The sequence below is a fragment of the Rothia sp. HMSC069D01 genome (assembly GCF_001810135.1).
Lineage (GTDB): Bacteria > Actinomycetota > Actinomycetes > Actinomycetales > Micrococcaceae > Rothia.
Genome location: NZ_KV800108.1, coordinates 341,831 through 365,829 on the forward strand (window position 1 = coordinate 341,831; position 23,999 = coordinate 365,829).

At 58.7% G+C, this 23,999-nt stretch carries 22 protein-coding genes; 20 read left to right on the plus strand and 2 right to left on the minus strand.

All coding sequences use genetic code 11. The annotated features are described in order from the left end of the window. Window positions 1–30: 30 nt before the first annotated feature. The 19 genes from HMPREF2710_RS05875 to hemW all read left to right on the plus strand — a co-directional run bounded on the left by HMPREF2710_RS05875 (window position 31) and on the right by hemW (window position 20,196). Window positions 31–3,627 (plus strand): tape measure protein, encoded by a 3,597-nt coding sequence (locus HMPREF2710_RS05875; protein ID WP_070600067.1) that lies wholly within the window; start codon window positions 31–33, stop codon window positions 3,625–3,627. Continuing rightward, entirely contained in the window at window positions 3,627–4,520 is an 894-nt protein-coding gene (locus tag HMPREF2710_RS05880) for a hypothetical protein (RefSeq protein WP_070600069.1), read from the plus strand. Before HMPREF2710_RS05875 ends, HMPREF2710_RS05880 begins: the two co-directional genes overlap by 1 nt. Before the next feature lie 9 nt (window positions 4,521–4,529). Continuing rightward, on the plus strand, window positions 4,530–5,390 hold the full coding sequence (locus HMPREF2710_RS05885; protein ID WP_070600072.1) for a hypothetical protein: 861 nt from the start codon (window positions 4,530–4,532) through the stop codon (window positions 5,388–5,390). A 3-nt stretch (window positions 5,391–5,393) separates the two neighbouring features. Next, window positions 5,394–6,509, plus strand: coding sequence for a hypothetical protein (locus tag HMPREF2710_RS05890; protein ID WP_070600074.1), 1,116 nt, complete (start codon window positions 5,394–5,396; stop codon window positions 6,507–6,509). A 13-nt stretch (window positions 6,510–6,522) separates the two neighbouring features. Continuing rightward, a complete protein-coding gene (locus HMPREF2710_RS05895; RefSeq protein ID WP_070600076.1) occupies window positions 6,523–7,815 on the plus strand; it encodes a hypothetical protein in 1,293 nt (430 codons plus the stop codon). A 12-nt stretch (window positions 7,816–7,827) separates the two neighbouring features. Then, window positions 7,828–8,067 (plus strand): hypothetical protein, encoded by a 240-nt coding sequence (locus HMPREF2710_RS05900; RefSeq protein WP_070600077.1) that lies wholly within the window; start codon window positions 7,828–7,830, stop codon window positions 8,065–8,067. A gap of 3 nt (window positions 8,068–8,070) precedes the next feature. Then, window positions 8,071–9,363: a spherulation-specific family 4 protein gene (locus tag HMPREF2710_RS05905; protein ID WP_070600079.1), complete on the plus strand. Its 1,293-nt coding sequence runs from the start codon at window positions 8,071–8,073 to the stop codon at window positions 9,361–9,363. Window positions 9,364–9,373: 10 nt separating this feature from the next. Then, window positions 9,374–10,459: a collagen-like protein gene (locus HMPREF2710_RS05910; protein ID WP_070600081.1), complete on the plus strand. Its 1,086-nt coding sequence runs from the start codon at window positions 9,374–9,376 to the stop codon at window positions 10,457–10,459. Between the two features lie 52 nt (window positions 10,460–10,511). After that, entirely contained in the window at window positions 10,512–10,883 is a 372-nt protein-coding gene (locus tag HMPREF2710_RS05915; RefSeq protein WP_070600083.1) for a hypothetical protein, read from the plus strand. An 8-nt stretch (window positions 10,884–10,891) separates the two neighbouring features. Further along, window positions 10,892–11,356, plus strand: a complete 465-nt coding sequence (locus HMPREF2710_RS05920; protein ID WP_070600085.1) for a DUF2746 domain-containing protein — start codon at window positions 10,892–10,894, stop codon at window positions 11,354–11,356. Window positions 11,357–11,483: 127 nt separating this feature from the next. After that, window positions 11,484–12,797, plus strand: a complete 1,314-nt coding sequence (locus tag HMPREF2710_RS05925; RefSeq protein ID WP_070600088.1) for a right-handed parallel beta-helix repeat-containing protein — start codon at window positions 11,484–11,486, stop codon at window positions 12,795–12,797. Between the two features lie 9 nt (window positions 12,798–12,806). Next, on the plus strand, window positions 12,807–13,388 hold the full coding sequence (locus HMPREF2710_RS05930; RefSeq protein WP_070600090.1) for a peptidoglycan recognition protein family protein: 582 nt from the start codon (window positions 12,807–12,809) through the stop codon (window positions 13,386–13,388). Beyond that, the gene (locus HMPREF2710_RS05935) at window positions 13,381–13,629 is read left to right on the plus strand and encodes a hypothetical protein (protein WP_070600092.1); all 249 of its coding nucleotides are present in this window, start codon (window positions 13,381–13,383) and stop codon (window positions 13,627–13,629) included. The genes HMPREF2710_RS05930 and HMPREF2710_RS05935 overlap by 8 nt, the downstream gene beginning before the upstream one ends. A 781-nt stretch (window positions 13,630–14,410) precedes the next feature. Beyond that, on the plus strand, window positions 14,411–14,671 hold the full coding sequence (locus HMPREF2710_RS05945; protein WP_049353061.1) for a hypothetical protein: 261 nt from the start codon (window positions 14,411–14,413) through the stop codon (window positions 14,669–14,671). 118 nt (window positions 14,672–14,789) lie between these two features. After that, entirely contained in the window at window positions 14,790–15,074 is a 285-nt protein-coding gene (locus tag HMPREF2710_RS05950; protein WP_049353062.1) for a hypothetical protein, read from the plus strand. A gap of 221 nt (window positions 15,075–15,295) precedes the next feature. Continuing rightward, on the plus strand, window positions 15,296–15,631 hold the full coding sequence (locus HMPREF2710_RS05955) for a hypothetical protein (protein WP_070600096.1): 336 nt from the start codon (window positions 15,296–15,298) through the stop codon (window positions 15,629–15,631). Between the two features lie 108 nt (window positions 15,632–15,739). Further along, the gene (locus HMPREF2710_RS05960) at window positions 15,740–16,762 is read left to right on the plus strand and encodes a PAC2 family protein (protein ID WP_070600098.1); all 1,023 of its coding nucleotides are present in this window, start codon (window positions 15,740–15,742) and stop codon (window positions 16,760–16,762) included. A 96-nt stretch (window positions 16,763–16,858) separates the two neighbouring features. After that, the gene (lepA, locus tag HMPREF2710_RS05965) at window positions 16,859–18,700 is read left to right on the plus strand and encodes a translation elongation factor 4 (RefSeq protein WP_371260001.1); all 1,842 of its coding nucleotides are present in this window, start codon (window positions 16,859–16,861) and stop codon (window positions 18,698–18,700) included. A gap of 209 nt (window positions 18,701–18,909) precedes the next feature. Continuing rightward, entirely contained in the window at window positions 18,910–20,196 is a 1,287-nt protein-coding gene (gene hemW, locus HMPREF2710_RS05970) for a radical SAM family heme chaperone HemW (RefSeq protein WP_070600100.1), read from the plus strand. Window positions 20,197–20,998: 802 nt separating this feature from the next. Here hemW and HMPREF2710_RS05975 read toward each other — a convergent pair. Together HMPREF2710_RS05975 and HMPREF2710_RS05980 are read right to left on the minus strand one after the other, a co-directional pair. Continuing rightward, window positions 20,999–21,418 carry a DUF4870 domain-containing protein gene (locus HMPREF2710_RS05975; RefSeq protein WP_070600102.1) on the minus strand — a complete coding sequence of 140 codons (420 nt, stop codon included), beginning with the start codon at window positions 21,416–21,418 and terminating at the stop codon, window positions 20,999–21,001. Window positions 21,419–21,681: 263 nt separating this feature from the next. Continuing rightward, window positions 21,682–22,551, minus strand: coding sequence for a DUF3097 domain-containing protein (locus tag HMPREF2710_RS05980; RefSeq protein ID WP_070600105.1), 870 nt, complete (start codon window positions 22,549–22,551; stop codon window positions 21,682–21,684). Between the two features lie 278 nt (window positions 22,552–22,829). Between HMPREF2710_RS05980 and dnaJ the strand changes: the two genes are divergently transcribed. Continuing rightward, window positions 22,830–23,966, plus strand: coding sequence for a molecular chaperone DnaJ (gene dnaJ / locus HMPREF2710_RS05985; RefSeq protein WP_070600106.1), 1,137 nt, complete (start codon window positions 22,830–22,832; stop codon window positions 23,964–23,966). Window positions 23,967–23,999 lie beyond the last annotated feature (33 nt).

Genomic DNA, 23,999 nt, shown 5'->3' on the forward strand with positions numbered 1-23,999 from the left:
CCTAACCCCTTGGAGAGGAGAGAAACATATATGGCAGGTGGCTACGAACTCGCAAAGGCATATGTCTCAGTTATCGCCTCTACCAAGGGTGCAGGTGCCCAGATTATTGCTGAGATGGGCTCCGCAGGTGACAGCGCGGGCGCAAAGGCAGCCGCTGGTTTCGGCTCGAAGTTCGGCTCCATTGTCCCCGGGCTGGTCACCAAAGCACTTGGAGGTATCAGCCTGGGCGCGGTCTTTGGCACCGCGTTCAGCAAGGGCTTTAACCGTCTCAAGGCGATTGACGTTGCGCAGGCAAAGTTGCGTGGTCTGGGAAATGATGCGGATAGCGTGAAGGTCATTATGGACAACGCGTCTGCTTCCGTGAAGGGTACCGCGTTCGGTTTGGACGCGGCAGCGACTGCTGCGGCCGGTGCTGTGGCGGCTGGTATTCAGCCTGGTGAGCGTCTGGAAGCAGTCTTGAAGTCCGTATCCAACTCCGCAGCTGCCTCCGGCTCCAGTATGGAAGAGATGGGCGCGATTTATAACAAGGTTGCCTCCGTGGGTAAGGCTCAGAATGATGTGTTGGCGCAGGTCGCCGACCGAGGCATCCCCATCTACCAGGCACTCGCGGACGAACTGGGTAAGACTACTGAAGAGGTCTTCAAGATGGCCTCCGACGGTAAGATCAACTTTGAGACCTTCGAGAAGGCAATGACGAAGGCTGCTGGTACCGTGGCAACTGAAATGGGTAACACCCTGCCCGGTGCATTCGCCAACGCACAGGCTGCGCTTGGTCGCTTTGGTGCAAACATCCTTTCCGGAATCTATCCGGCGCTTACCAAATTCTTCCTGGCGTTCCAGGAGTGGATGAAGCCGGTCGAAGCATTCGGCAAGGTCATCGGTACACAGATTGGTGCGGGTATCACCAAGGTAGGAGAAGCCATTAGCGCCTTTGCTACGGGCTTCAAGTCCACCATGGGCGATGGTAAGCGCTTCACGGTCACCTTCGAGATTATCCGTGAAGAGATTGCCCGGTTTGCCTCCGCGTTCCAGACCCAAGGCGCGGGCATTGTCGGTGTAGCCCAGAAGGTAGGGTCTTTCCTTGGGACCGTCTTACCTTCTCTGCTGCATTCTTTTGTCTCGGTTGCACTGAATATTATCCGAGTGGTGGGTTCTCTGGCGGTTGCGTTCAAATCCGTACTCCCTAGCTTCAGTGGAGCAGGGGACGGCGCAAACGTAGCAACGAGTGCGTTCGATATTCTCGAGTCTTCTATCCGCTTACTTTCGACTGGTCTTTTTCAGCTCTCCCAGTTTATTGAGAACCATCAGCAGGGAGTCGGCAGGCTCGTTCTCGCACTCGGCACCGCCGTCACCGCATACAAAGGCGTGACAACCGCAATCGGGCTGGGAAAGAGCGCCATCGAATCCTACAACACCGCTATGGGCACCATTTCGGCGGCCAAAGACACCGTCATGGGCGTAGCCGAAGGATTCAAAATGCTAACCAGCGGAGCAGGCTCCGCCCGAGAAATCGCAGAACTCGGAAGGAACTACCAGCTGGGTGCAACCGCCGCCTCCGTCTACGAGGTCGCAGTCCGTGCAGCAACTGCAGCGCAAACCGCTTTCAACACCGCCGCCGCAAACATTGCAGGCAACCTTTCCAAAGCATTTGGCCTGATGAAGGCTAATCCCTTTGCCTCTTTGGTCGGTGCTATCGGCATCGTCGCAGGTGCGCTCGCCTACTTCTTCACGCAAACGGAGACTGGGCGCGCCGCGTGGGAATCGTTGATGCAGGCTATCCAGCCTGCTATCGACCAGATTATGCCTATGCTGTCTCAGGCGTTCCAGGGCATTGTGCAGGCTTTGCAACCGGTTATTGCTACGGTGGTGCCTATGCTCGGTCAGCTGGGCGCTAATATCCTTCAGGCTTTGCAACCGGTAATTAGTCAGGTTGCACCTAAGCTGGTAGAGCTGGGAGGGAAGGTTGCTGCCGCGTTCGGTAAGCTGCTGCCTGCGATTATGCCGGCTGTGGAAGCTATCGGTGGGGCTTTCTCCCGTATGCTCCCGGTGATTGGTAACGTGGTCGGGCAGATTGCGTCTATGGTGGGTCCCATCTTTGAGACGCTCGGCCCGGCTATCGTTGCTTCGTTGCAACCGGTCATTCCGGTAGTCAGCGGATTCTTCGAGCGTATGGGCGCATGGATCCCGCAGATTGTGCAGTCCCTGTCTCCATTGATCCCGCTGTTCGTCCAGTTCGGCACGACGCTTATGCAACAGCTGGCACCGATTGGCGAACAGGTGATGTCTCAGCTGATGCCGGCAATTATGGAGCTGGCAACTACTCTGATGTCATTCCTGCCTCAGATTGCGCAGATTTTCCAGGCGATTATGCCGGTCATTATGCAGGCTATCGGTGCGATTCTGGCTATGCTCCCGCAGATTGTCGGAATCTTTATTGAGCTTGTCCCAGTCGTGGTGAGTGTGGTCGGTGCTATCGGTCAGCTGGCAGCTGCTCTCCTTGATATTGTCACCGCGATTATCCCGGTGCTCCTGCCTGTCTTCCAGGCGCTCATCGGGGTTATCGGCGCAATTCTAGCGGCGCTTCTGCCTCTGATTGCAGCAATCATCAACACGGTTATTCCCATCGTGCTGAGCCTCATCGAGGCAATCATGCCGATTGTCAATATGCTGATTCAGATTCTGGTGCCCGCAATCCAGATGGTCCTCACGGTAGTGCAGGCAGTTATCGGGGCAATCGTCCCGATTATCCAATCGGCAATCGCTATCATCACCGGCATCATCAAGCTCTTTACCAGTGTGCTCAAGGGTGACTGGAAGGGAGCATGGGACGCCGTGAAGCAGATTCTCGAAGGCGCATGGAACCTGATAAAGTCCATCGTCACCGGTGCTATCAATGTTGTCCGCAGCATTATTGAAGCCGGTGTGAACTTCATCAAGGCAGTATGGGAAGCCGCCTGGAATGGCATCAAATCGTTCTTCACAACGATTATGAACGGCATTATCACCGGTGTCAGCAACGGCATCCAGTCGGTAGTGAACTTCTTCCGTAACCTCGGCTCCGACATCATCAATACTCTGTCCAGTCTGCCCGGAAGGATGGTCCAGATTGGTTCGGAGATCATGGCAGGCATTGGCCAGGGTATCGCTAATGGTATTGGTGCAGTCCGCCAAGGCTTCAACAACCTGTTGAGCATGCTTCCCGGCTGGGCTAAAGACATCCTCGGTATCCACTCGCCGTCACGAGTCATGCGTGACCAGGTCGGCCGCTGGATCCCCGCAGGTGTCGCTGTCGGTGTGGAGAACGGAACCGGAGCACTCCGCGACTCTGTGCGCCGCATGGCGAACGGAGCCATTGATTCCGTGCAGACCTCCATGGATGACCTCTACGACATCCTGGCACCGCGAGACATTGAATGGAACCTCAACGTGGCAGTGAACGAACCAGCCTTGGCAAACCTGAACGGATCTATCAACGCCAACACCGCCTACAACCCCGCCCCCGCACCCAGTGCAAAGCCTCAGCTGCACGTCCATGTTGAACCGCCTACCGGCGTCGAAGACGTCGACCGATTCGGCAAGCGAGTTATGCAGGCAATCAACTATGAGATGAACGGAGTGCTGGTCTAATGGTCGATTTCGCTCAGGACGGCGCTCGCTCCGTCTGGCGCGCAGCTCTCTCCGGTCCACACGGAGAAATCGTGCTCTCCACCTACGAAACCGCAGATGAGCTGGAAATCTGGCTCACCGATATAGACGGTTTCTACGGTGGAGTGGGCGTAGAGAGCTCCGATATTCAGCGCAAGCTCGGGCACGGAATGCTCTCAGTGCCCGCTCGCCGGTCAGGACGCACCCTCACGCTCAAAGGCACGATTGTTGCCCCCGGCATGAACGCCCGCGACCTGTCCGCTAGATTCACCTCATCCCTGCTCTGGGACGGCGCGCTCGGCAACCTCACTGTCTCTTCCGACTGGGGCGAGCTATCCTGCGCCGTCCGAATCGACGGGGCGGTAAAGACTGAGCTACTCAGCGATGTGGGCCTACATTTTGAAGTCCCCCTCCTCGCTCCCGAGCCCTGGCTCTACGGACCGGAATTCACCACCCAGATATTCCCCGCAGGCCAGGGCACCGGGCTACGCTACCCGCTCTTTGCCCAGAAGCCCAAACCCGAGGGCACACTGCACTTCGGTGACCAGGCACTACCCTCCAGCGTCGCGCTCGCTCACGAGGGCACCGCTACCGCGTACCCCACCTATGTTGTGCAGGGGGAGTGGGATTCGGGATTCCGTCTGGTCAATAGCGGTCGTGTGATTGAGTACCCCTACCAGGTGCATTCCGCCGCGCCGGTAACGGTTGATTGCCATAAGGGCGCTATCTATATCGGAGGATTCGATATGTCGTACCTGCTCACTCGCAGGGAATGGCATTCGGTGCCTGCCCGCAGCGGCTTCCAGCCTCGTGTGGAGTCCCTGGCACCGTCTACCGGCTGGGTGGATGTTCATCTACGAGACACCTACATCTAAGGAGCAAATATGGCCACTGGTTTCGGCATCCCTAACGACATGGTGGGTAATGGCACCACCCCCGAGGATATTCAGACCATCACCGCAGCAGAGTACCCGGAGGCTGGTGTTATCTCCGGCTGTGAGGTAACCGGTACGTCCACCATGAAGTACAAGGTCGCCGGTGGGGCTGTGGTCATCCATCTCTCTCCGGGGCGTGCGGTGCGTGTTCCGGTGCTGGCCCAGGAGCTGACTACCCAGCCCGCACCTGCGACCGGTACCCGCACCGAGTACGTGTATGTCAAGCAGAACACTTTGCAGGATGGCGGCAATATCCACGCGACCGTCGGTATCGGCTCCTCGGTGCCCTCGAACGCGGTCATGCTCTCCAAGCGTGAGATTCGAGCGGGTATGACCTCCACCAGCGCAGCGCCCGAGGCGGGCAATATCGTCTATTCCCGCCCTGTGGGTGGCTTGCTGGGCCTGCTGCACCATTCCTGGTATGTGGACCGTTCTGCTGTCAACGGGGGCGAATACAGGCGCGGGGAGGGCACCTTCTACGTGCCAACCGATAGGAACATCGATATCCGCCTCTCCTCCTCCGTCTCCAACGCGGTGGGCGGCGGAAATAACGCCTCAGCACGCAGAGAGGACGTCGGCTCAGTCACCTATGAAATCTGGCTGGACGATAAGAAGATCCTCTCCCGAGAGCGCGGATACAGCAACGTCTTTGACACCGAGGATTTCGCCCGTATCTGGACCGTCAAAGCTGGAGTGCACCGCATCTACTACAAGGTCCGCCACCAGTGGGGACACCCTTGGTGGATGGTCCGCGACAACGCTGCAGGCGACCAGCTCGCAGTGGTCGATATGGGCGTAGCGAAGGAGTAAACCATGAGCAAAACGACACGCACCGGATACCGCGTCTACTGGCTAGACCCAGTATCCGGTGCCGTCGGCTCACCCGTAGAGGTAGCAGGCGGCGGCTCCTGGTCTATCACGCTCAACGACACCGAAGATTTCAGCTTCACTGTACGCAAGAGCGACCTGTCGGCCGTACAGCCGCGCTTCTACACGCCCCTCTCTGGCGGCGCCCTGCTAACCCACACCGCACCCGACGGAATCGAATACCCCATCTTTGCCGGTGTCCTCACTGACTGGGGTGCAGAAGAACAACACACCCTTGAGCTGAAGTTTGCTGGTATCCGTGAAATTTTCGAGCGCCGCACCATTTGGGCAACCCTCGAATACACCAGCTCCACCCTCGGTGACATCGCCTGGGCACTCTGCGAACACGGAATGGACCGCCCCGCTGGCCGCTTACCCATCACCCACGGCACCCGAAGCACCGTCACCGGACAGCGCCAACGCACCTACGAGGCATGGAACCTCTCTAACAACTTCATCGGCAAACGCTGGAAAGAACTCTCCGAAGTCATCAACGGCCCAGACATCATGCTGCGTCCCAAATGGACAGACGACACCCACACATATATTCGGTGGGAATTTGTCCACGGCACCGAAGACTACCCATACATCGCCCAAGCCTGGACACCTGACTTCGATACCACAGCTACCGGCGGCGAGATTATCAGCGTAAAAGTCACCTCAAGCGCAAAAGATATCCTCCATCGTGTCTGGTGCACCGGGGCAGGGGAAGGCGAAGGAATCGCATTCGCCTACGCCGAAAACCCCAACGCAATTCGCGACGGGCTCCCATACATCGAAGGAGTCATAAACGACCGCGACCAAACAGATGAAACAATCCTGCGCATCAAGGCCCAAGGCGCGCTCGCGTCCCGCTCTGCAATGGTCGACCAGGTCACCCTTGATTTCCCTGCGAACTCGCAGAAGACCCCGCTTGGCTCTTTCTTCGTGGGGGATATTGCCACCGTTACGCTGCGGAACTGGCTCTCTATCCCGGACGGCACCAGGGATATGCGTATTATCAAGCTCTCCGGCAACCTGGACGCTACGGTCACCATCGATTTTCAGGAAGCCCAATGGTAGAAAGGAGACCCGCATGGTCGGATTCATTGACCAGCGACCAGACGGCAAAGACACCCTCCGACAGCTGGTAACCAAGCTGCGCACGCCCTCCTCCGTTCCTTTCGGCAATAAGGTGGCATCGGCTGGGGAGGGCGTCACCTTCGTAACCAGTGCGGGCGACTCCCTACGCTGGGACGGGGACACCCTCGCAGCGTTCGACACTCGCATGGAGAACGCGGTGAAGGTCGTACAAGCCTCCCGCGCTAACCTGGAAGCCACCGAGACCCGCCTGGAAGAAGCCGAACGACGCATCCAGGAAGCAGAGGCAGCAGGCGCCAACGTAGATACAGAAGCTATCGCCACCAACGTACAGAAGCGCCTGGTGCAGTCGAAAACCCCATGGATTGACGGCAGGAACCTCATCGTCCCCGGCACCATCGACACCCGACAGCTCAACGTTACCGGCGAATTGGCTGCAAACATCGTGCGCTCCATGTCCACCGAAACAAAAAAGCTTGTAGTCACCGAGGAAGCAATCCTCAACAATCTGACCGTCATCGAGAACATCGTCACCCCAGAACTGGTCACCAAGAAAATTAAAACTCGTGAACTGGCTGCGGAAATGATTGCTGGCGGCCTGATTCAAACCTCCACCCAGGAGCGACAGGGTGTCAAGCTCAGCGACGACGGCATCATCGCATACGACTCCACCGGCAACATCACCGCACACATCAAAGCCACCGGCAAAGACCACTATATCCGCGGAAAATTCTCCACCGGTGGTGACGGTAAAGCCGGCGTGCAGATCTACGCCACAGAGCCCCACCCCATCACTGGTTTCCGCGACTCTTTCATTGAGATGCGACCCCGCGACGATCAAGATAACGCCCACCGTGGCGTAATCTACACATCCGACCAGGGCGCAATCCGCCTTGTGCTCCTCAAACCCTCCCAGCGCCTGGGTGAAGCACGAGGAGTAACCATCGACTCCAATGGTGGTCTCAACGTGGAAGAGTCCATCCGAATCCGACACAACATGCGCCTCACCGGCTTCATGGTGCGAACCGACACCATGACACACCTAGAAATGGGTCCTTTCGCATTCGACGCATACGGCGGGCAACGCTACCCCATCAGCCATGTGGATCTCGGATTCAAGCGAACCGTAGTCGCCATGCCTGCCGGAAACATCTCCTGGCCGCCCGTCATCGGCGTAGAGCCCATCAACGGAGAACGAACCGAACTGGTCGTCCGCAACCCCTACGGGCACAGAATCGAAAACATCTGGGTCCATGTCACCTTCATACCCTACAACCGCAACACCTAACGAAAGGACAGGATGGAGCCGCTAACTACCGACCAGCTCACCGCAAAAATCCTCTACCTCGAAGAGGACAACTCCAAACTCCGCTCCCAGCTGCTGGACGCGCAGGTACGCCTCGGACTGATCGCGCTCGCACCCTCTGAGGAACAGATGACCATTAGCGCCGAGCCTCTCGACCAGCCTGCAGCACCCGAAGCTCACGTGATGAGTATCGATGAGGCTGCAGAACATTTCTCGAACGGTGAGGCGCAGTAACCTATGGGTTTTGCACATGTAGTGGGCGATATGACTTCTAAGGGTATCGCCTCCGGCACATACACTTTCACACCAACCCGCTACGACCACACCCTGGGGCTAAAGCCCGTCAAGGTCAAGCTCATCGCGGGCGTACTACCTCCTACGGACCTGCTCGTCCCTGATGAAGGCACCGTGTCGTACAAGGTCACCGCGACCCTGCGCGATGCCGATAACGTCCGTGTGCCGTTCACTGCGGGGTTCTTGCACCTGTCCGCGGGCATGCGTGTCAACCTGGCAGATACCCGCCTGTCTGGCTCTCCCTATAGCCCCTCAGAGACCGGTACCGTAGACCCCACCCAGCCGGTACCTCCGAACCCGCCAAAGCCCGACCCGGCAACTCCGGGCGGGAATACTACCACCGTAGTAGTCAAAGAAAAGCCCGCGGCGTTCTTCCCGAAGTTCCTCCAATCGCGCAAGCGCGCCATCTGGTCGCCCTCGTACTGGTGGGCAGACTGGTGGGACCCTCTCTCGAACCCGCCCAAGCCCTCGAAATGGGATGGCATCATGCAGGCAGCTGGCACCTCTGAGCTGGCTGTGCTGAACATTTCATCCGGCTCTGGTGATTCCAAATCGGACGACTGGGTACGACAGGCAAAGCTCATCCGACAAAAGGGCTTGTACCTGCTCGGCTACGTACGAACTACCTGGGGTGACCGCCCGGTTGAAGAGATTCTCGCGGAATGCAAGAATCACCTGGATTGGTATGAGGTGGATGGCTTCTTCCTCGATGAGTACCCCAACGGCTGGGGTGACCAGGACGGCTACTGGAAGAAGCTTGTGCCGGTCTATCAGAAGCTCAAGACGCTCTACCCCGACAAGATCGTCATCGGCAACCCTGGCACAAACACCACTGCGGAATTTGTGCAGACCGCCGATGTGCTGATGACCTATGAGCAGGCAGCCGCCCGCTACCTGGGCGACGGCATGGAACCTAACTGGAACGGCACCCACGGCGAATACAATCGCGGCGAATACGAGGGGGTCCCTACCTGGCGGTTCTGGCACTGCATCCACGACGTCAAGGACCCCGAGCAGGCAATCCGATGCCTACGCAAGGCATCCACTTTGAATGTCCGCGCAATCTACCTGACTGACGACACGTTCTTTAACGCCGCCGGCGAACCTGTAGAAAACCCCTACAACGAACCGCCCAGCCCCTGGCTCTGGGCACTACAAAACGCCTGGGCAGAAGGTGACACTGTTTTCGAGACATACGTGGCAACCTTCTACCCCCAGCACAAGAAATCCGTATAAGGAGGCAATCATGGCAGAGTACGCCCACATCACAGGGCGATTCAGGACCCACCAGCAAAAGTACGGAACCCAGGTACCCGCGACCGGAACCGTAACCTTCACACCGACCAGCTACGCCACCGACCAGGCGACCGTATATGTCCCTGGTGCTCGCACCGCGTACCTGGTGGACGGTGTGCTTCGCGAAGAACCTCATGGTGGCGCGGAGGGCATTCTGCTGCTGGCTCCCGGCGAGGGCATGGAGCCGTCAACCTGGGCGTATAAGGTGACTGGCTCGCTGCGTGACGAGCGCGGTAATCCGGTACCGTTCCCGCCCGGTTTCCTGGAAGTGGCCGCCAATGAAACTATCGATTTGGCGCATCGTGGTCTCACCCATGCTCCGACCGGGGAGGCTCACTGGACGAATATCCTCGGGGAGCAGGGAAAGCGTGGCGAGCAGGGTCCGAAGGGTGAGAAGGGAGACCCCGGGGAACCCGGCAAGGACGGTACAGATGGCGCCCCGGGCCGTGACGGTCGGGACGGCCCTCCCGGTCCACGTGGTGAACGTGGCGAGCAGGGTCCGAAGGGTGAGAAGGGAGACCCCGGCGAGCGAGGCCCCAAGGGCGACCCTGGTGGGTTGGATGCGGAAGCCTCCGAGCTTGTGCGGCGCCTCTCCTCCGAGGCAGCCCCGCGTGATACTGGCTGGCGGCGCGTAGATTCCCCCGCCCTCGCCGAGGGGTACATCTGCTACCGCCGTATCGGAGATTGGTGCATCATCACCGTGCGTGGCGGCAAATGGGATACCTTCACCGCCCTCGACCGCACCGACATCTCCGATTGGCGATATAAGGACGCCGCCGAAAAGATTCGTCTCTCCTTGGGAGTACCGGACGGGTGGAAATCCCCCCAGGCTGTGGTAGTCCCCGTTGTCACAGACTCAGGAGAGTCCCGAGGCGTCCTCGCTCTTCACGCAAAGAATGATGACAGTCGTATCACCTGGCGCCGCGGAAACCTCGACCTTTCCCCAGGAAACCGCACCCACCTGCGGTGCGGGCTGCTCCTCTACCCATCCTCCGACCCATTCCCGTCCACCCTGCCGGGCACCCCCCTGGAGTAAACCCGGCACAGGACCACCAAAAAATCTTCATCTAGAAAGGACAATAACCGTTATGGCCACTATCGCACAGGAACTCGCAGCCTCCCAGGACGCCGATCTACTCAAGCGCGCCCGGCAGGCCGCCCAGCGCCAGCGCATCCCCAACGCCCTGTACTCCGTGGAGGCAAACATCGGACTGCTCGTCTCCCTGCCCACCGGGGCAGGCTCCAGCAATACCATCGCAGACGAACACGCCTACGCCGTCGCTGAGCATGCTAAGGCCGTGGCAGCACTGGATGCGGCGCAGGCCGAGCTGGATGCCAAGCGCGCCGCGCTCGCTTCTCCCGGTGCGGACCCCGCTCGCGTGACGGATGAGTACATCATGCACGCTATCGGTGTTCTCTTCAAGGCCCCCAACACCGAAGAAACCACCACTGGAGAGTAGGCGCGGTGATGTTGCCTGAGATTCCCAGCCTCGGGCACCCGGTGCTGGACGGCATCGTCCAAGCCGTAGTCTCAGTCGGAGCTGTGCTCTTCTCGCTGCTGATTGTTTGGCTTAAGTGGGGTGCCCCGCAATGGGAGCGTCTGAACTCCAAGGTGCGCTCCATCAAGGAGCAGACCAACAACAGCCATGAGACGAACCTGCGCGATGACCTGGATAAGGTTATCGCGCAGGTGGAGCAGGTGAGTGAAACGCTGACACAGATGCAGGGCGAGACGAACACCACCCTGCTGAACGTGCTGAAGCATCTGGATACCATCGCCGAGGATTTCGCTACAGCTCGCGTCGAGCACGCCGATTTTCGGAAAGATATTGGTGGGCTGCGGGATGAGATGCGGCATGCGCGCAAGCGCCATGATGCCAGTGAGGACAGGATTACTGCCATCGAAGCACGGGGTGCACGAAGGGAGGATTAGCCCACCTGGGGCTTCCAAACTGCCCGAGCAGGGTTCAAAGTTGCCGCGCTATACGGCATATATTTGGTGGAGAGGCAGATACCCCGTGATTGGGGTGTCTGCCTCTCCTTAATTAAAAGGAGTAACGATGAGGTATCTCGTCGAAGTTGTTGAACAGGTACCGGAGGCTGTGGAGGTTCAGAAGCAGTCGCCGGCAAAGCACCGCACGGTGGATGTTGTTGCGGCGGGTGCTGATCCGACCGGTGCAGCGGATTCGACTGCCGCAATTAACCAGGCTATCCGCCGTGTCCATGAGGCTGGCGGAGGCACCGTCCACCTGCCTGCTGGCAGTTATAAGGTGTCCGCGCCGTTCATTGAGCTGCTGGGCGGCGTTCACCTGCAGGGTGCTGGTCGCGAGTCGACCATCATCTTTGCGGACACTGGCGCAGGGGCGGAGCAGAAGACGGCGATTATCCACGCGGGCACCTGGTTCACCCCGCGTGTTGGCAAGGACAATCTGCTGATGGGCGTCTCCGACCTCTGGATCAAGAGCTCGCATGCTCGCCCGTCGCATGTTTCGTCGGCGACCCCGCGCCCTGGCCAGGATGGTATGCACCCGAATATTGGTGGCATCCTCCTGAACACTGAGCTGGGTGATAACCCGCCGGAGCCGGACGGTGCCCACCGTATCGAGAATGTCCTCATCTGGGATGTTGCGTTCGGTGTGGCTGTGCTGGGTCTGGACGACCAGGGTTGCCAGTTGCGGAATGTCCGTGTCCGTCGCACGCTGGGTCCTGGCGTGGTGATTGGCAAGTCGCCGGAGCACATCACCTCTGTGACGGCTGGTCGCCGTGAGATTGGTGCGGCGGACAATATCCTCGACGCTGTCGATGTATCGGGTGCGAATATTGCTGGCGGCACTAATGCTGGCTTCGAGGTTTACGCGACCAATACCACTCTGATTGGTTGCAAGTCCTGGTACAACCGCCGCTCGATTCACGGGGCAGAGGGGCGACCTGGCGGCATCTGGGACACCTCTAATATGCACCGCTTCACCGCCGCTGGTGCCGGATATTTCATCCGTGGTGGCCGTAATATCCTCACCGCGTGTACTGCCCAGGAGAACGGTGGGCACGGCGTGGTCATCGTCGGCCATTCCTCGCAGGTCACCGGGTGCCGCAGCGCCTCCAGTTCTTGGCACGACTGCGTCAGCGGTGAAGCCAAGCCCGCAGAGGCTGCGGATTTCTTCGTCACGAACTGGGCACACCACCTCATCCTGAGCTCGAATATCGCGCAGGCAGAGTACAAGGGCAAGAACCCCCGCTACGGCTTCGCCATCGAGAAGTGGGCACACGACATCAGCGGCACCTCAAACATGACCGTGGACATCCCAACCCCTCACCGCGCCACCGACATGGGCGTGGCTGTGAAGCTGGAAATCAACAACAACACCATCAATTAAGGAGACATTGTGCAGTACACCGACATCACCGAGTACAACGCCACTTCGTTCACCGAGGCAAGCCGCACCATCGACGACATCGATACCATCGTTATCCATCACTGGGGTGATGACAACCAGCGTTTCGAGAAGGTCTGTGAGTTCTTTGCCGGCGGCCCCGGCACCTCCGCCCATTTTGTGGTGGAGTCAGGCCGCTGCGCCCAGCTTGTCGAATTCAAGGACATCGCCTGGCATGCAGGCAATTGGGCGGCAAACCAGCGCTCGATTGGCATCGAGTGCCGCCCCGAGATGAGCAACGAAGACTTCGAAACTGTCGCCCAGGTAATCGCCGATATCGAAACCTACTACGGGAAGTCCTTCTATGTGCACGGCCATAAGGACTTCTTCAACACGGCTTGCCCCGGTCGCTGGTACGACCAGCTCGACCGCCTCATCGACCGCGTCAACGCAATCAAGGAGGGCAAGGTCGAGCGTGGCATCGAGGGCGTCCCTGCGCCGCTGGACAAGGAAGAGGTCTCGGCTCTGCGTGCGTCGTGGGAGAAGCTGCAGAACGCTGTAGATGAGCTGGGCAAGGAGATTGATAATGCGTAACCTATCTCGCCGCCAGTATGCGGCCCTCCGCAAGGTGTCGTATGCGCTCGGCCCGTCACTTTCTGCAGTGCTGGTTGCCTTCGGCATCTGGACGAGTGACCAGGCGGCGGTAGTTGCCGGTGTTGTAACTGCGATTTTGCCGAACATCCTGGCCTTCTTCAACACCGACCCTGGCATGTATGAAGACGCTGCCGACGATGCCTCTGCGGAGCCTGGCGGCTCTGTTGAAAGTGGTGAGTAAATAGCGACTAGGTATGGTTTTACCCCTTGAGTTCCGCGGAATATCAAGGAACTAGCCACCTTTGGTAAACAAGGCTTTCTAAAACTTGCGGGGTACGTGAGTACCTCTCTGGTTTAAGGGCAGAGACCCCCTGTGTTCCCCCTCCTCTAAGGGGAACGCAGGGGGTTTCTTTTTCGTGTATACTTGGGGTCAAGGAGTTAAACGACCCCTCTGAAACCCTGAGCCTCACTTCTTGGTGTGGCAATAATGCTTGGGCGGCCGCGGCTTTATGCTTCGGTCTAGAGGACCGTTCGGGGGCGTCACTGGCTAACTCCTCATAACTTTTGTGAAAGGCATCCTGCTAAGCGCGGGGTGCCTTTTGCTATGCCCAGAAGGAACCCTAAAGATGCGGTACTGTGTACCATGCCAACAGAACTCAGTAAGAAGCTAGGCTAGAATACTCGCATGGAACCTGAAAAAATCCCTCCGACGCTGAGCGACCCTATCACCTTCTGCGTAACTAAGATTACGCCGCCGGTACCAGCTAATAAGGCTGAAGCCATGAAACGCCAATGGGTTCTTGAGGAGCGTTTTCAGCGGGGGTCGCATGTCCCAATGCGTACTATCGCACACGAGTATGATGAGCGCACCGCAGCTGGTGAGGTTCTTATCCCCAAAAACCCAGGCCTTTAGATAGACAAGAGGTTTTGCTTGTGGAGGGGGAGGGTAATTTAGAGGTGATAGGATTAGGGAAAGAAGATAACCCTGTTATTTATCTGAAATACCTCAAGAAGAAGATAAAATGAAGTCTGTATCCATTAAAGAACGCCCGTTATTCTGGGGTGTGTTGCGTCCTTTAAAGAGAACCCTAACCATGGAGGATTGGGAAAGAGCGCAGGCGGATAACCCTGGATTTGTGATTCCAAAGCCCGGTGCGGAACGGGAATGGGTAAAGGAAGAGTTTAGGCGCCGGCTTGATGATCCCAAATACTCTAACGAGGAGAAGAGCAGTAGCTATTTAGCGTTGGAGTATCGTCGTCGTAAGGCGGAAGGTACCCTGTAATTTTGTGTAGGCAGAAGCCCTGTGCACGGTGTGCGTGTGAGGGGCTTTTATGTACCCATTTTTGAGTTTTCCACTGTACGGAACTTTTATCCGATTGAGAATAAAGAAGCTGAAGACTATGTTGGATTGGGAAAAAGCTAAGATTCTATCCGCTGTTATGCGAACCCGTGCCCTGGAGGAGCGGACACGACCTTTTGTCGAAGAATTTGATAATGCGGGTGAGTGGGAGTTGGCTCTTGCTAGCGTTATTGGTGATTTTGTGAAGCAAAAGGTTACTTTTCCGTATGATGTTGCGGTGCTGGCGGATCATGAATTTATGCCTGATGATTTGGTAGAGAGTATGTGGACTTACGCTACTGAAGAGTTCGACTATGAGGCTCATCTAGACCTCCTAGAGCGTTAGATTTATATCATTAGAAGCCCTGTGCACGGTGTACGTGTGAGGGGCTTTTGTGTACCCATTTTGAGTTTTCCACTGTACGCAGCGGCACCGCCCGCCCTGTGACGAAACCGCTTGCGGGTCGCGGAAGAGCCCGTATAGTGGGAACTATCGGCGGTACCGCACACCGCCTGTGCCTACCACGAGCGCCCTAAGCGGCGTTGCACATTACCAGGAGATTCCCCATGAGTAACGAGACCACAGAAAAAGCTTACGATTATCGTGAAGACCCTGAGTATTGGCGTGCTCCGTTCGATTTTACGAAGCCCCTGCTTGATGTAAATACTCCGGAGGGGTGGATGCGTGCTGAGTTGAATGGGCGTTCTTTTAATGCTCCGGCTTCGCGCCCCGGTGCCGAATATGAGTGGTGTCTGGCAGAGATTAAGCGTAGGAACGAAGCTAAGGAATTCCCCTTCAACTATAGCGAAGTAACCAGCTTGTATCGTGAGAAGGTAGCTAATGGTGAGTTGCCGGATGTTTATGCTGGCACTCCATACGATTTGGCGCTTCTGCCTTTCTAACATAGTTTCCCTTTCCGTCCGGGGTTTTGGGCGGCATAACCGAATATAGAACATATTTTTTACAACACCACCCACCACACAACCACCGACCACGAGCTAAGGACAACGATGAGCCAGCCGAACTTCCCGCCTGCCCGACTCTTTGACGCTTTCGCCAAGCCCGCCTCCACAGAACAGTCCGCGAAGAAGGGCCTGCTCGGCAAGCTGGGCCTGGGCGAATCCTCCGAGGAGGACAACTACACGACCGTCATGCTGGTCGGCTTCAACTCCGCGAAGGAACCCCCGGGCAACGGTGAGGACGCCCTCGACGTGATTCACCGCGCGTTCGACCCGTGCGACGAGAGCCCCGGCTTCGACATGGACGACTTCTACGACTATGGTTCCGTTGCCCCGCAGCTGCAGAACAGCGACGACTCCGATTCCACGGTCCTGGTGTGGCCCAAGATGTTCTACAACATGGTCACTATCCCGGAGCGTCGCCTGCGCCTGCTCGTGGTGACCGGCCCCGCTCCCAGCCTGTGCCTGCGGCGGTTCATGACCCGCTTCTTCAAGTACGTGAAGAAGCTCCACGTGGACCACGCGATCTTCGTTGAGACCTTCGAGGATGAGGTGGCGCACACCCGCCCGTACCCGTACACGCTGACCACTCACGACGAGAAGCTGGCGGCAATCCCCGGTATTCTGCATGAGTATTTCACCGGTTCTACCTCGGTGACGATGGCGATGTCTGCGCTCGCCGCCGAGCACGGCCTGTCCTCCTCTGTCATGCTGCGTATGAGCATCCCGGGGTATCTGAGCTTTGACCAGCAGAACCCGCGCGCGGTCGTGAGCCTGATCGAGGCCCTGGAGGTCATCCTCGGCATTAAGGTCGAGTCGGAGGAGTACGACCGCCTGCGCACCCACGCTGATGAGTGGGAGGCGGAGCTCGCCGAAGAAATGGCGAAGGACTACGAGAAGGTTGAGCTGGTGCGTGAGATTGAGCAGAAGATGGATTCGACTCTGCGCACTGTCTCCGGTGAGGTGATTGCCGAGGATATTGAGGGCTACCTTGATTCCCTCAGCGGCGCCTCCGAGGGCGTAAACCCTGCCGATGATGGTGCGGATTCCGCGGAGGATTCTTCGGAACGTTAGGTCCGTTCGCACATATGGCGCGGGTATGGGAAAATGATAGGTAACTATGCCCATACCCGCAGCCAGCATCTCGAAAGGATGATGTGATTGGCACCCATGTCGAAGAACCCGCCCGTTCCGGCGGCGACCGACCCCGCGATTATTCGCAACTTCTGCATTATCGCCCACATTGACCACGGTAAGTCCACCCTCGCAGACCGTATGCTGCAGGCCACCGGCGTGGTTGCCCCGCGCGATATGAAGGCGCAGTACCTGGACCGCATGGACATTGAGCGTGAACGCGGTATCACCATTAAGTCCCAGGCTGTGCGCATGCCCTGGGATGTTGACGGCACCTCCTACGCGCTGAACATGATTGACACCCCCGGCCACGTGGACTTCACCTATGAGGTGTCCCGCTCCCTGGCTGCGTGTGAGGGTGCGCTTCTGCTCGTGGATGCCGCCCAGGGTATTGAGGCTCAGACCCTGGCGAACCTGTACCTGGCGATGGAGAACGATCTGACCATCATCCCGGTGCTGAACAAGATTGACCTTCCCGCGGCTCAGCCCGATAAGTACGCTGAGGAGCTGGCGAACCTGATTGGTTGCGAGCCGGACGAGGTTCTGCGCGTATCGGGTAAGACCGGTGAGGGTGTTGAGGCTCTGCTGGACCGTATTGTGGAGGCGATTCCCGCCCCGCAGGGTGACGCATCCGCCCCGGCGCGTGCCATGATTTTTGACTCGGTGTACGACTCGTACCGCGGCGTGGTCACCTATGTGCGTGTTGTGGACGGTAGCTTGCAGCCGCGTCAGAAGATTAAGATGATGTCCACCGGCGCTGAGCATGACCTGCTCGAAATCGGCGTGATTTCCCCTGAACCTGTCCCGTCGAAGGGTCTGGGCGTGGGCGAGGTAGGTTACCTCATTACCGGTGTGAAGGACGTCCGTCAGTCCCGTGTGGGTGATACCGTCACCTCCGCCGCGAAGCCTGCACAGGAGTCCCTGGGCGGTTACGAGGACCCCAAGCCGATGGTGTTCTCTGGCCTGTTCCCGATTGATGGTTCGGACTACCCGGCGCTGCGTGACGCGCTGGATAAGCTGAAGCTTAACGACGCCGCGCTGATTTACGAGCCGGAAACTTCTGCCGCTCTGGGCTTCGGTTTCCGCTGTGGCTTCCTGGGTCTGCTGCACCTGGAGATTGTGCGTGAGCGCCTGGAACGCGAGTTCAACCTGGACCTGATTTCGACCGCGCCGAACGTTATTTACGACGTGGTGGACGAAGCCGGCAACGCTAAGCGCGTGACCAACCCGAGCGAATTCCCCGAGGGTAAGGTCGCGACGATTCGCGAGCCCATGGTGGCGTGTACGATTATTGCCCCGAGCGAGTACATTGGCGCGATTATGGAGCTGTGCCAGGCTCGCCGCGGCCAAATCGGCGGCATGGATTACCTGTCCGAGGATCGTGTGGAGATGCGTTACCGCCTGCCCCTGGCAGAGATCGTGTTCGACTTCTTCGATCAGTTGAAGTCCCGTACCCGCGGTTACGCCTCGCTGGACTGGAAGTTCGACGGTGAGGAAGAGGCTGACCTGGTGAAGGTCGACATCCTGCTGCAGGGTGAGAAGGTGGATGCGTTCAGCGCCATTACTCACCGCGATAAGGCGTACTCGTACGGTCTGATGATGACTTCTAAGCTGCGTGAGCTGATTCCTCGCCAGCAGTTTGAGGTGCCGATTCAGGCGGCTATCGGTTCGCGTATTATTGCCCGCGAGAATATTCGCGCGATGCGTAAGGATGTTCTTTCGAAGTGTTACGGTGGCGATATTTCGCGTAAGCGTAAGCTGCTGGAGAAGCAGAAGGAAGGCAAGAAGCGCATGAAGATGGTTGGTCGTGTGGAGGTTCCTCAGGAAGCCTTCATTGCGGCACTGTCTTCGAGCGAGGAGAAGGAAAAGAAGAAGTAGCCTTTCGCTGCTGTAGCTTTTCCGGCTGTGTGCTGACCTGTTGATTGTGGAGAACCCGGCTGGTGCCTCGTGTACCGCCGGGTTCTCTGCACGCTGTCTGTTGATACACTGCCCGTTGATACGTCGCCTGTTGATGCCACCCGCGTAGCCGCATGCGCGGTGCCCATATTTGATCCCCCCGACCTCTACATCTAGTTCCAGGAGGCAGAATGCCCGCCCAGCCCACCGGCGCCCCCGCACCCCGCGACGGGCGCATCCCCGCCACCAGCGCGGCAGGATGCGAAACCCGCGACTTCAGCCTCTACGTACACATCCCCTTCTGCTCCGTACGCTGCGGCTACTGCGACTTCAACACCTACGCCACCGAAGACTTCGGCGACGGCATCGGCCTCGGCACCTACGCCGACGACGCCATCGCAGAAATCCTCTTCGCCGCCCGCACCCTCGAAGCCTCCGGCGTCGCAAAACGCCCCATGCACACCGTCTTCTTCGGAGGCGGCACCCCCACCAAACTACCCGCCCGCGACCTCGTACGCATCCTGCACGCAGCCATCGACGTATTCGGCCTCGTCGAAGGCGCAGAAGTCACCACCGAAGCGAACCCCGACTCCGTCACCCGCGAAGACCTGCAAACCCTCAAGGACGGTGGCTTCACCCGCGTATCCTTCGGCATGCAGTCCGTTGTCCCCGAGGTGCTACAGGTACTCGACCGCACCCACACGCCGTCGAACGTGCCGAAGGTCGTCGCCTGGGCTAAAGAGGTCGGCCTGCAGGTATCCGTGGACCTCATCTACGGTTCGCCGGGGGAGACCCTGCACCAGTGGGAGCGCAGCGTTCGCGCCGCAATCTCCTACGAGCCCGACCACATTTCCGCGTACTCGCTGATCGTGGAGGACGGCACCAAGCTCGCCGCGCAGATCCGCCGCGGCGAATACACCATGCCCGACGAAGACCTCATGGCGGACATGTACCTGCTCGCCGAGGAGCTACTCACCGAAGCCGGCTACAACTGGTACGAGGTCTCCAACTACTCGCGTAGCGAGGACACCCGCAGCGACCACAACCTCGCCTACTGGCGCAACCAGGACTGGTGGGGCATCGGTCCTGGCGCGCACTCGCACGTGAACGGTACCCGCTGGTGGAACGTGAAGCACCCGGTGCCGTACGCGCAGAAGGTGCGTGCGGGGGAGTCCCCTGCGGCGGCACGTGAGGTGCTGGACACCGCCACCCGTGCTTTTGAGACGATTATGCTCATGATCCGTGTGCGTGAGGGTTTGGCGATGCGCGAGCTGCTCGCGGTGCACGATGAGGCGCAGCTGGGCGCCTCGTTGCGCTGGCTAGTTTCACAAGCTCTGATTGAGCCTGATGCTTTGAATTCTCAAGCTGAACCTGACCCTAAAGCTCACGTGCGACTGACCCTCAAGGGGCGACTTCTGGGCGACGCTGTGACCCGTGAGCTGCTCCCGGAGGTCTCTGACGAGCACGAGGAACACTAAGAAGCATTGGTCTGACAAGGGGCTTTTCAATCGGGGCGGCGTTCCGGTTCTGGTCTGTCGCAGCTCCACTTGATGCTTTTCTCTGACGCTACCTGCGAATGGCGTGCACCCCGGTATTGCCGTAATATTTCGGTGATTTCGGGGTGTTTTTGCGGGTCTTAAAAAACTTTTAAAAAATTTTTCGGGGCTGTTTGGGGGTACTTTAGGGGAGCGCCAAACCTTACATTGGCGTGCTAATTGTTTGCATTTGTGCTGGACTAGCCGAAAGAATTTTCCACTCCTTCATGCCGCTTTTAGGGTGCGTATTTTTCGATTACTTTCCCGAGAAAAAATTTTCCAAAACACCCAATTTCAAGTTGTGGTTGAAGGTTACGCTGTGCCATAATAGGTCATGGCAGGACGGTATATGTCTAACAGCGTGTTCTCGTCTTTGCTGAAGTTGAGTGAATACGGTTGTGGGCTCCTGGTAACAGGGGCCCACGATCGTTTAACAATGATTATCTATAGCACCATTCGGTAGAGTTTGCGGCAATTCACGCGCACTAGGCAAAGAAGCCCTAAAAGAGAAGCTCGGAAGAAAAGCCCGGAAGAAAAGTCGGGAAGAAAAGCCCCGACAGAAGAACCTGCAAGCCCTCCATGCGCAGAACTAGCAGGCACAATCCCACCGAAGGTAACGCCTCCGTCAGTAGCCTTTAGAACAGCAGTACTTAAACGTAGAACGCCCCACACACAACGTGCGGGGCGTTCATCGTAAAAGCTATCAGCGCGGTTCTGAGACAGCGCGGTTTAGGACCGGCAGTTCTTAGGATTCTGCGGATTCTGCGTTCTCGGTGGAGTAGAAGCGGTCCAGCAGGCGCGGGTTAATGCGGTAGCTGTACGGCTCACCGCGGTTCACCTCAATACCGGCTCGGACAGATGCAACCGCCATGAACAGCCACACGAGCGCGCCCAGAACCATGGCAGTGTTGCCCATGCCGGGCAGGAAGGACAGTACCCACAGCGTCACCAGAGCAATGGAGGGCAGGAGGGTGAAGTTCATCGCCTCGCGAGCTTCCTGCTCAGCGAAGGGTGCGTTATTGCGGCTGACGTAGAAAACCGCAGCGGAAGGGATGATGCCGAGAATACCGCCGAAATGCGCGAGAGTCGCACGGTTGCGGTCCTGAATCACGCTAATCTTACGGGTTTTCTGAGGCCCGGTTGCCGGGCGAACATCGTTAGTCACGAAAATCCTGGTTCGATAGAAGTTTCTTGTGGTGGTCACCTAAGCCGGTGGATCTGCCCTCCGAAGAGGTGAATCGTTTGAGCGGTGGTGACCTAGAGTGTAGTGATGGTGCAACATAAACCCACAGGGGCAATGCCACACGCTCAACTATTGTACCGCTTTAGCGGGTAAAACCCACAGGATAATGCCCTGGAGGGAAAGGTTCTGAGCAAATTCACACCTGCGCCCGCATACGGGGGCGCAATAGCGGGTCTCGGGTGCGGCTAGGCACCCGGCTCGGTGAGAAAATCAATGAGCGATTCGACCGGGCCGAGCAGCGTCGGATCCAGGTCAGCGTAGGAGTCAACGCGGGAGAGAATATGCTTCCACGCCTGCGCCACATCCGCCTGCGTTTCGTGCGGCTGACCCAGACGACGTAGCGTGCCCTTCTTGAAGTCCTCACCGCGCGGCACCTGCGGCCACGCCTTCAAACCCAGCACTGAGGGCTTGACCGCCTGCCAAATATCAATGAACGGGTGGCCCACAATCTTCACGTGCCCGGCGGCGCCCGGCACGGCAAGCGCCTCCGCAACGATACGCTGCTCTTTCGTACCCTCGATGAGGTGGTCAACCAGAATACCCAGGCGGCGGCCCGGGCCCGGCGCGAACTCACGAATGGCACCGGCAAGGTCATCCACGCCGTGCAGCGGCTCCACGACAATGCCCTCAACACGCAGATCGTGACCCCAGACCTTCTCCACCAGCTCGGCGTCGTGCAGGCCCTCAACCCAGATGCGGGAGGCGCGCGCCACCTTAGCCGGGGCGTTCTTCACCGCAATAGAACCGGAGCGAGAAATCGTGCGCTTCGGCTCCTTCGCCGCCACCGGGGCGACAATCTCAACGGGCTCACCCTCAATCAGGTAGCCCGGACCCAACGGGAAGTTCTTCACGCGACCCTTCGCGTCCTCGAGTCCGAAGAACAGAGCACCGCCGATGCGCTCAGCCTTCACGACCTCACCCACCCAGCCGTTAATATCCTCAATCAGCAGGCCGCGGCGCAGCGGTACTTTACGCGGGGCCGGCGCCTGGCGGCTCATGCGGGCGGCGTTTAGATCCTGGGCACCCCAGCCGTAGGGGGAGTGGTGGGTACTCAACGTATTCTCCTTTGGGGCGGTAGGGGCAGCAGAGCCAGTCAGGGCGGTGATAGCGCCGGAACCATAAGACAGAACAATCAGACGGAGCCGTGAGACGGAACCGGCGGGGAACTAAAACGGGGTTCGGGGCGCACCGCAGATTAAGCGGATAGCGGGAGCGACCTCCATTCAGCCTAGCCATTGTATCGGGTCGGGGGTAGTATCCCCTAGAATTGATACGACCATTGTTGGCGGTGCACTCATCGAGCACCGCCATCGTCTCGAGAGGAAGGAAACGCATGAGCCACTACGATACTCTCGGCGTATCGAACGACGCCAGCGCTGAAGAGATCAAGAAGGCGTACCGAAAGAAGGCACGCCAGCTGCACCCCGACGTGAACCCCTCCGAGGACGCAGCCGAAGAGTTTAAGCGCGTCACCCTCGCCTACGAGGTGCTCTCCGACCCCGAAAAGCGCCGCAACTATGACACCACCGGCGACGAACAGGGCCGCGCAGGCTACCCCGGAGGCGGCGGCTACCCGGGCGGCGGATTCAGCGGCTTCGGCGGTTTCGAGGACCTGCTGAACATGTTCACCGGCGGCGCGGCAGGTGCCCGCGGCCCCGCATCCCGCATGCGTCAGGGCCAGGACGACCTGATTACCGTCTCCATCAGCCTGCAGGACGCCGTGTTCGGTGTTGAGAAGACCATTGAGCGTCGCTCCGCCGTGACCTGCAAATCCTGTAACGGTGAAGGCACCGCAGAGGGCACCCAGCCCGAAACCTGCACCACCTGCTCCGGTCACGGTTTCATGCAGCGCCGTGTGCAGTCCATCCTCGGTACCGTCATGCAGCAGGTCGAATGCCCCGACTGCCACGGCTACGGCACCGTCATCAAGACCCCCTGCCCTGAATGCCACGGTCAGGGCCGCGTACGTGAAGACGTGCCGCTGACCTTCAACGTTCCCGCCGGTGTGCACGACCAGGCGCGTATCCGCCTGCGCGGCAAGGGCGAGGCAGGCCTGTACGGTGGCCCCAACGGCGACCTGTACATTGACCTGAACGTCAAGCGTGACAAGTACTTCAGCCGCGAGGGCGACAACCTGGTCACCACCGTGAACATCCCCATGGTCGCGGCGGCACTGGGCACCACCATCCCGCTGAATACCTTCGACGGCGACCAGGAAGTTGCAATCCCCGCAGGCACTCAGAGCGGCGACGTGATCACCCTCAACGGCCTGGGCGCAACCGTGCTCGGCACCGAGCGTCGCGGCGACCTGCTGGTGCGTATCCAGGTGGTCACCCCCACCGACATGACCGAAGAACAGCGTGAACTGCTGCGCCAGTTCGCTTCCCTGCGCGGTGAATCCCTCACCGAAGGTTCGCAGGTCAAGCACCGCGGTGGTCTCTTCTCCCGCCTGAAGGACCAGTTCAAGTAGGATCCCTACACCAAGCTGAGGATGCGGCGGGGG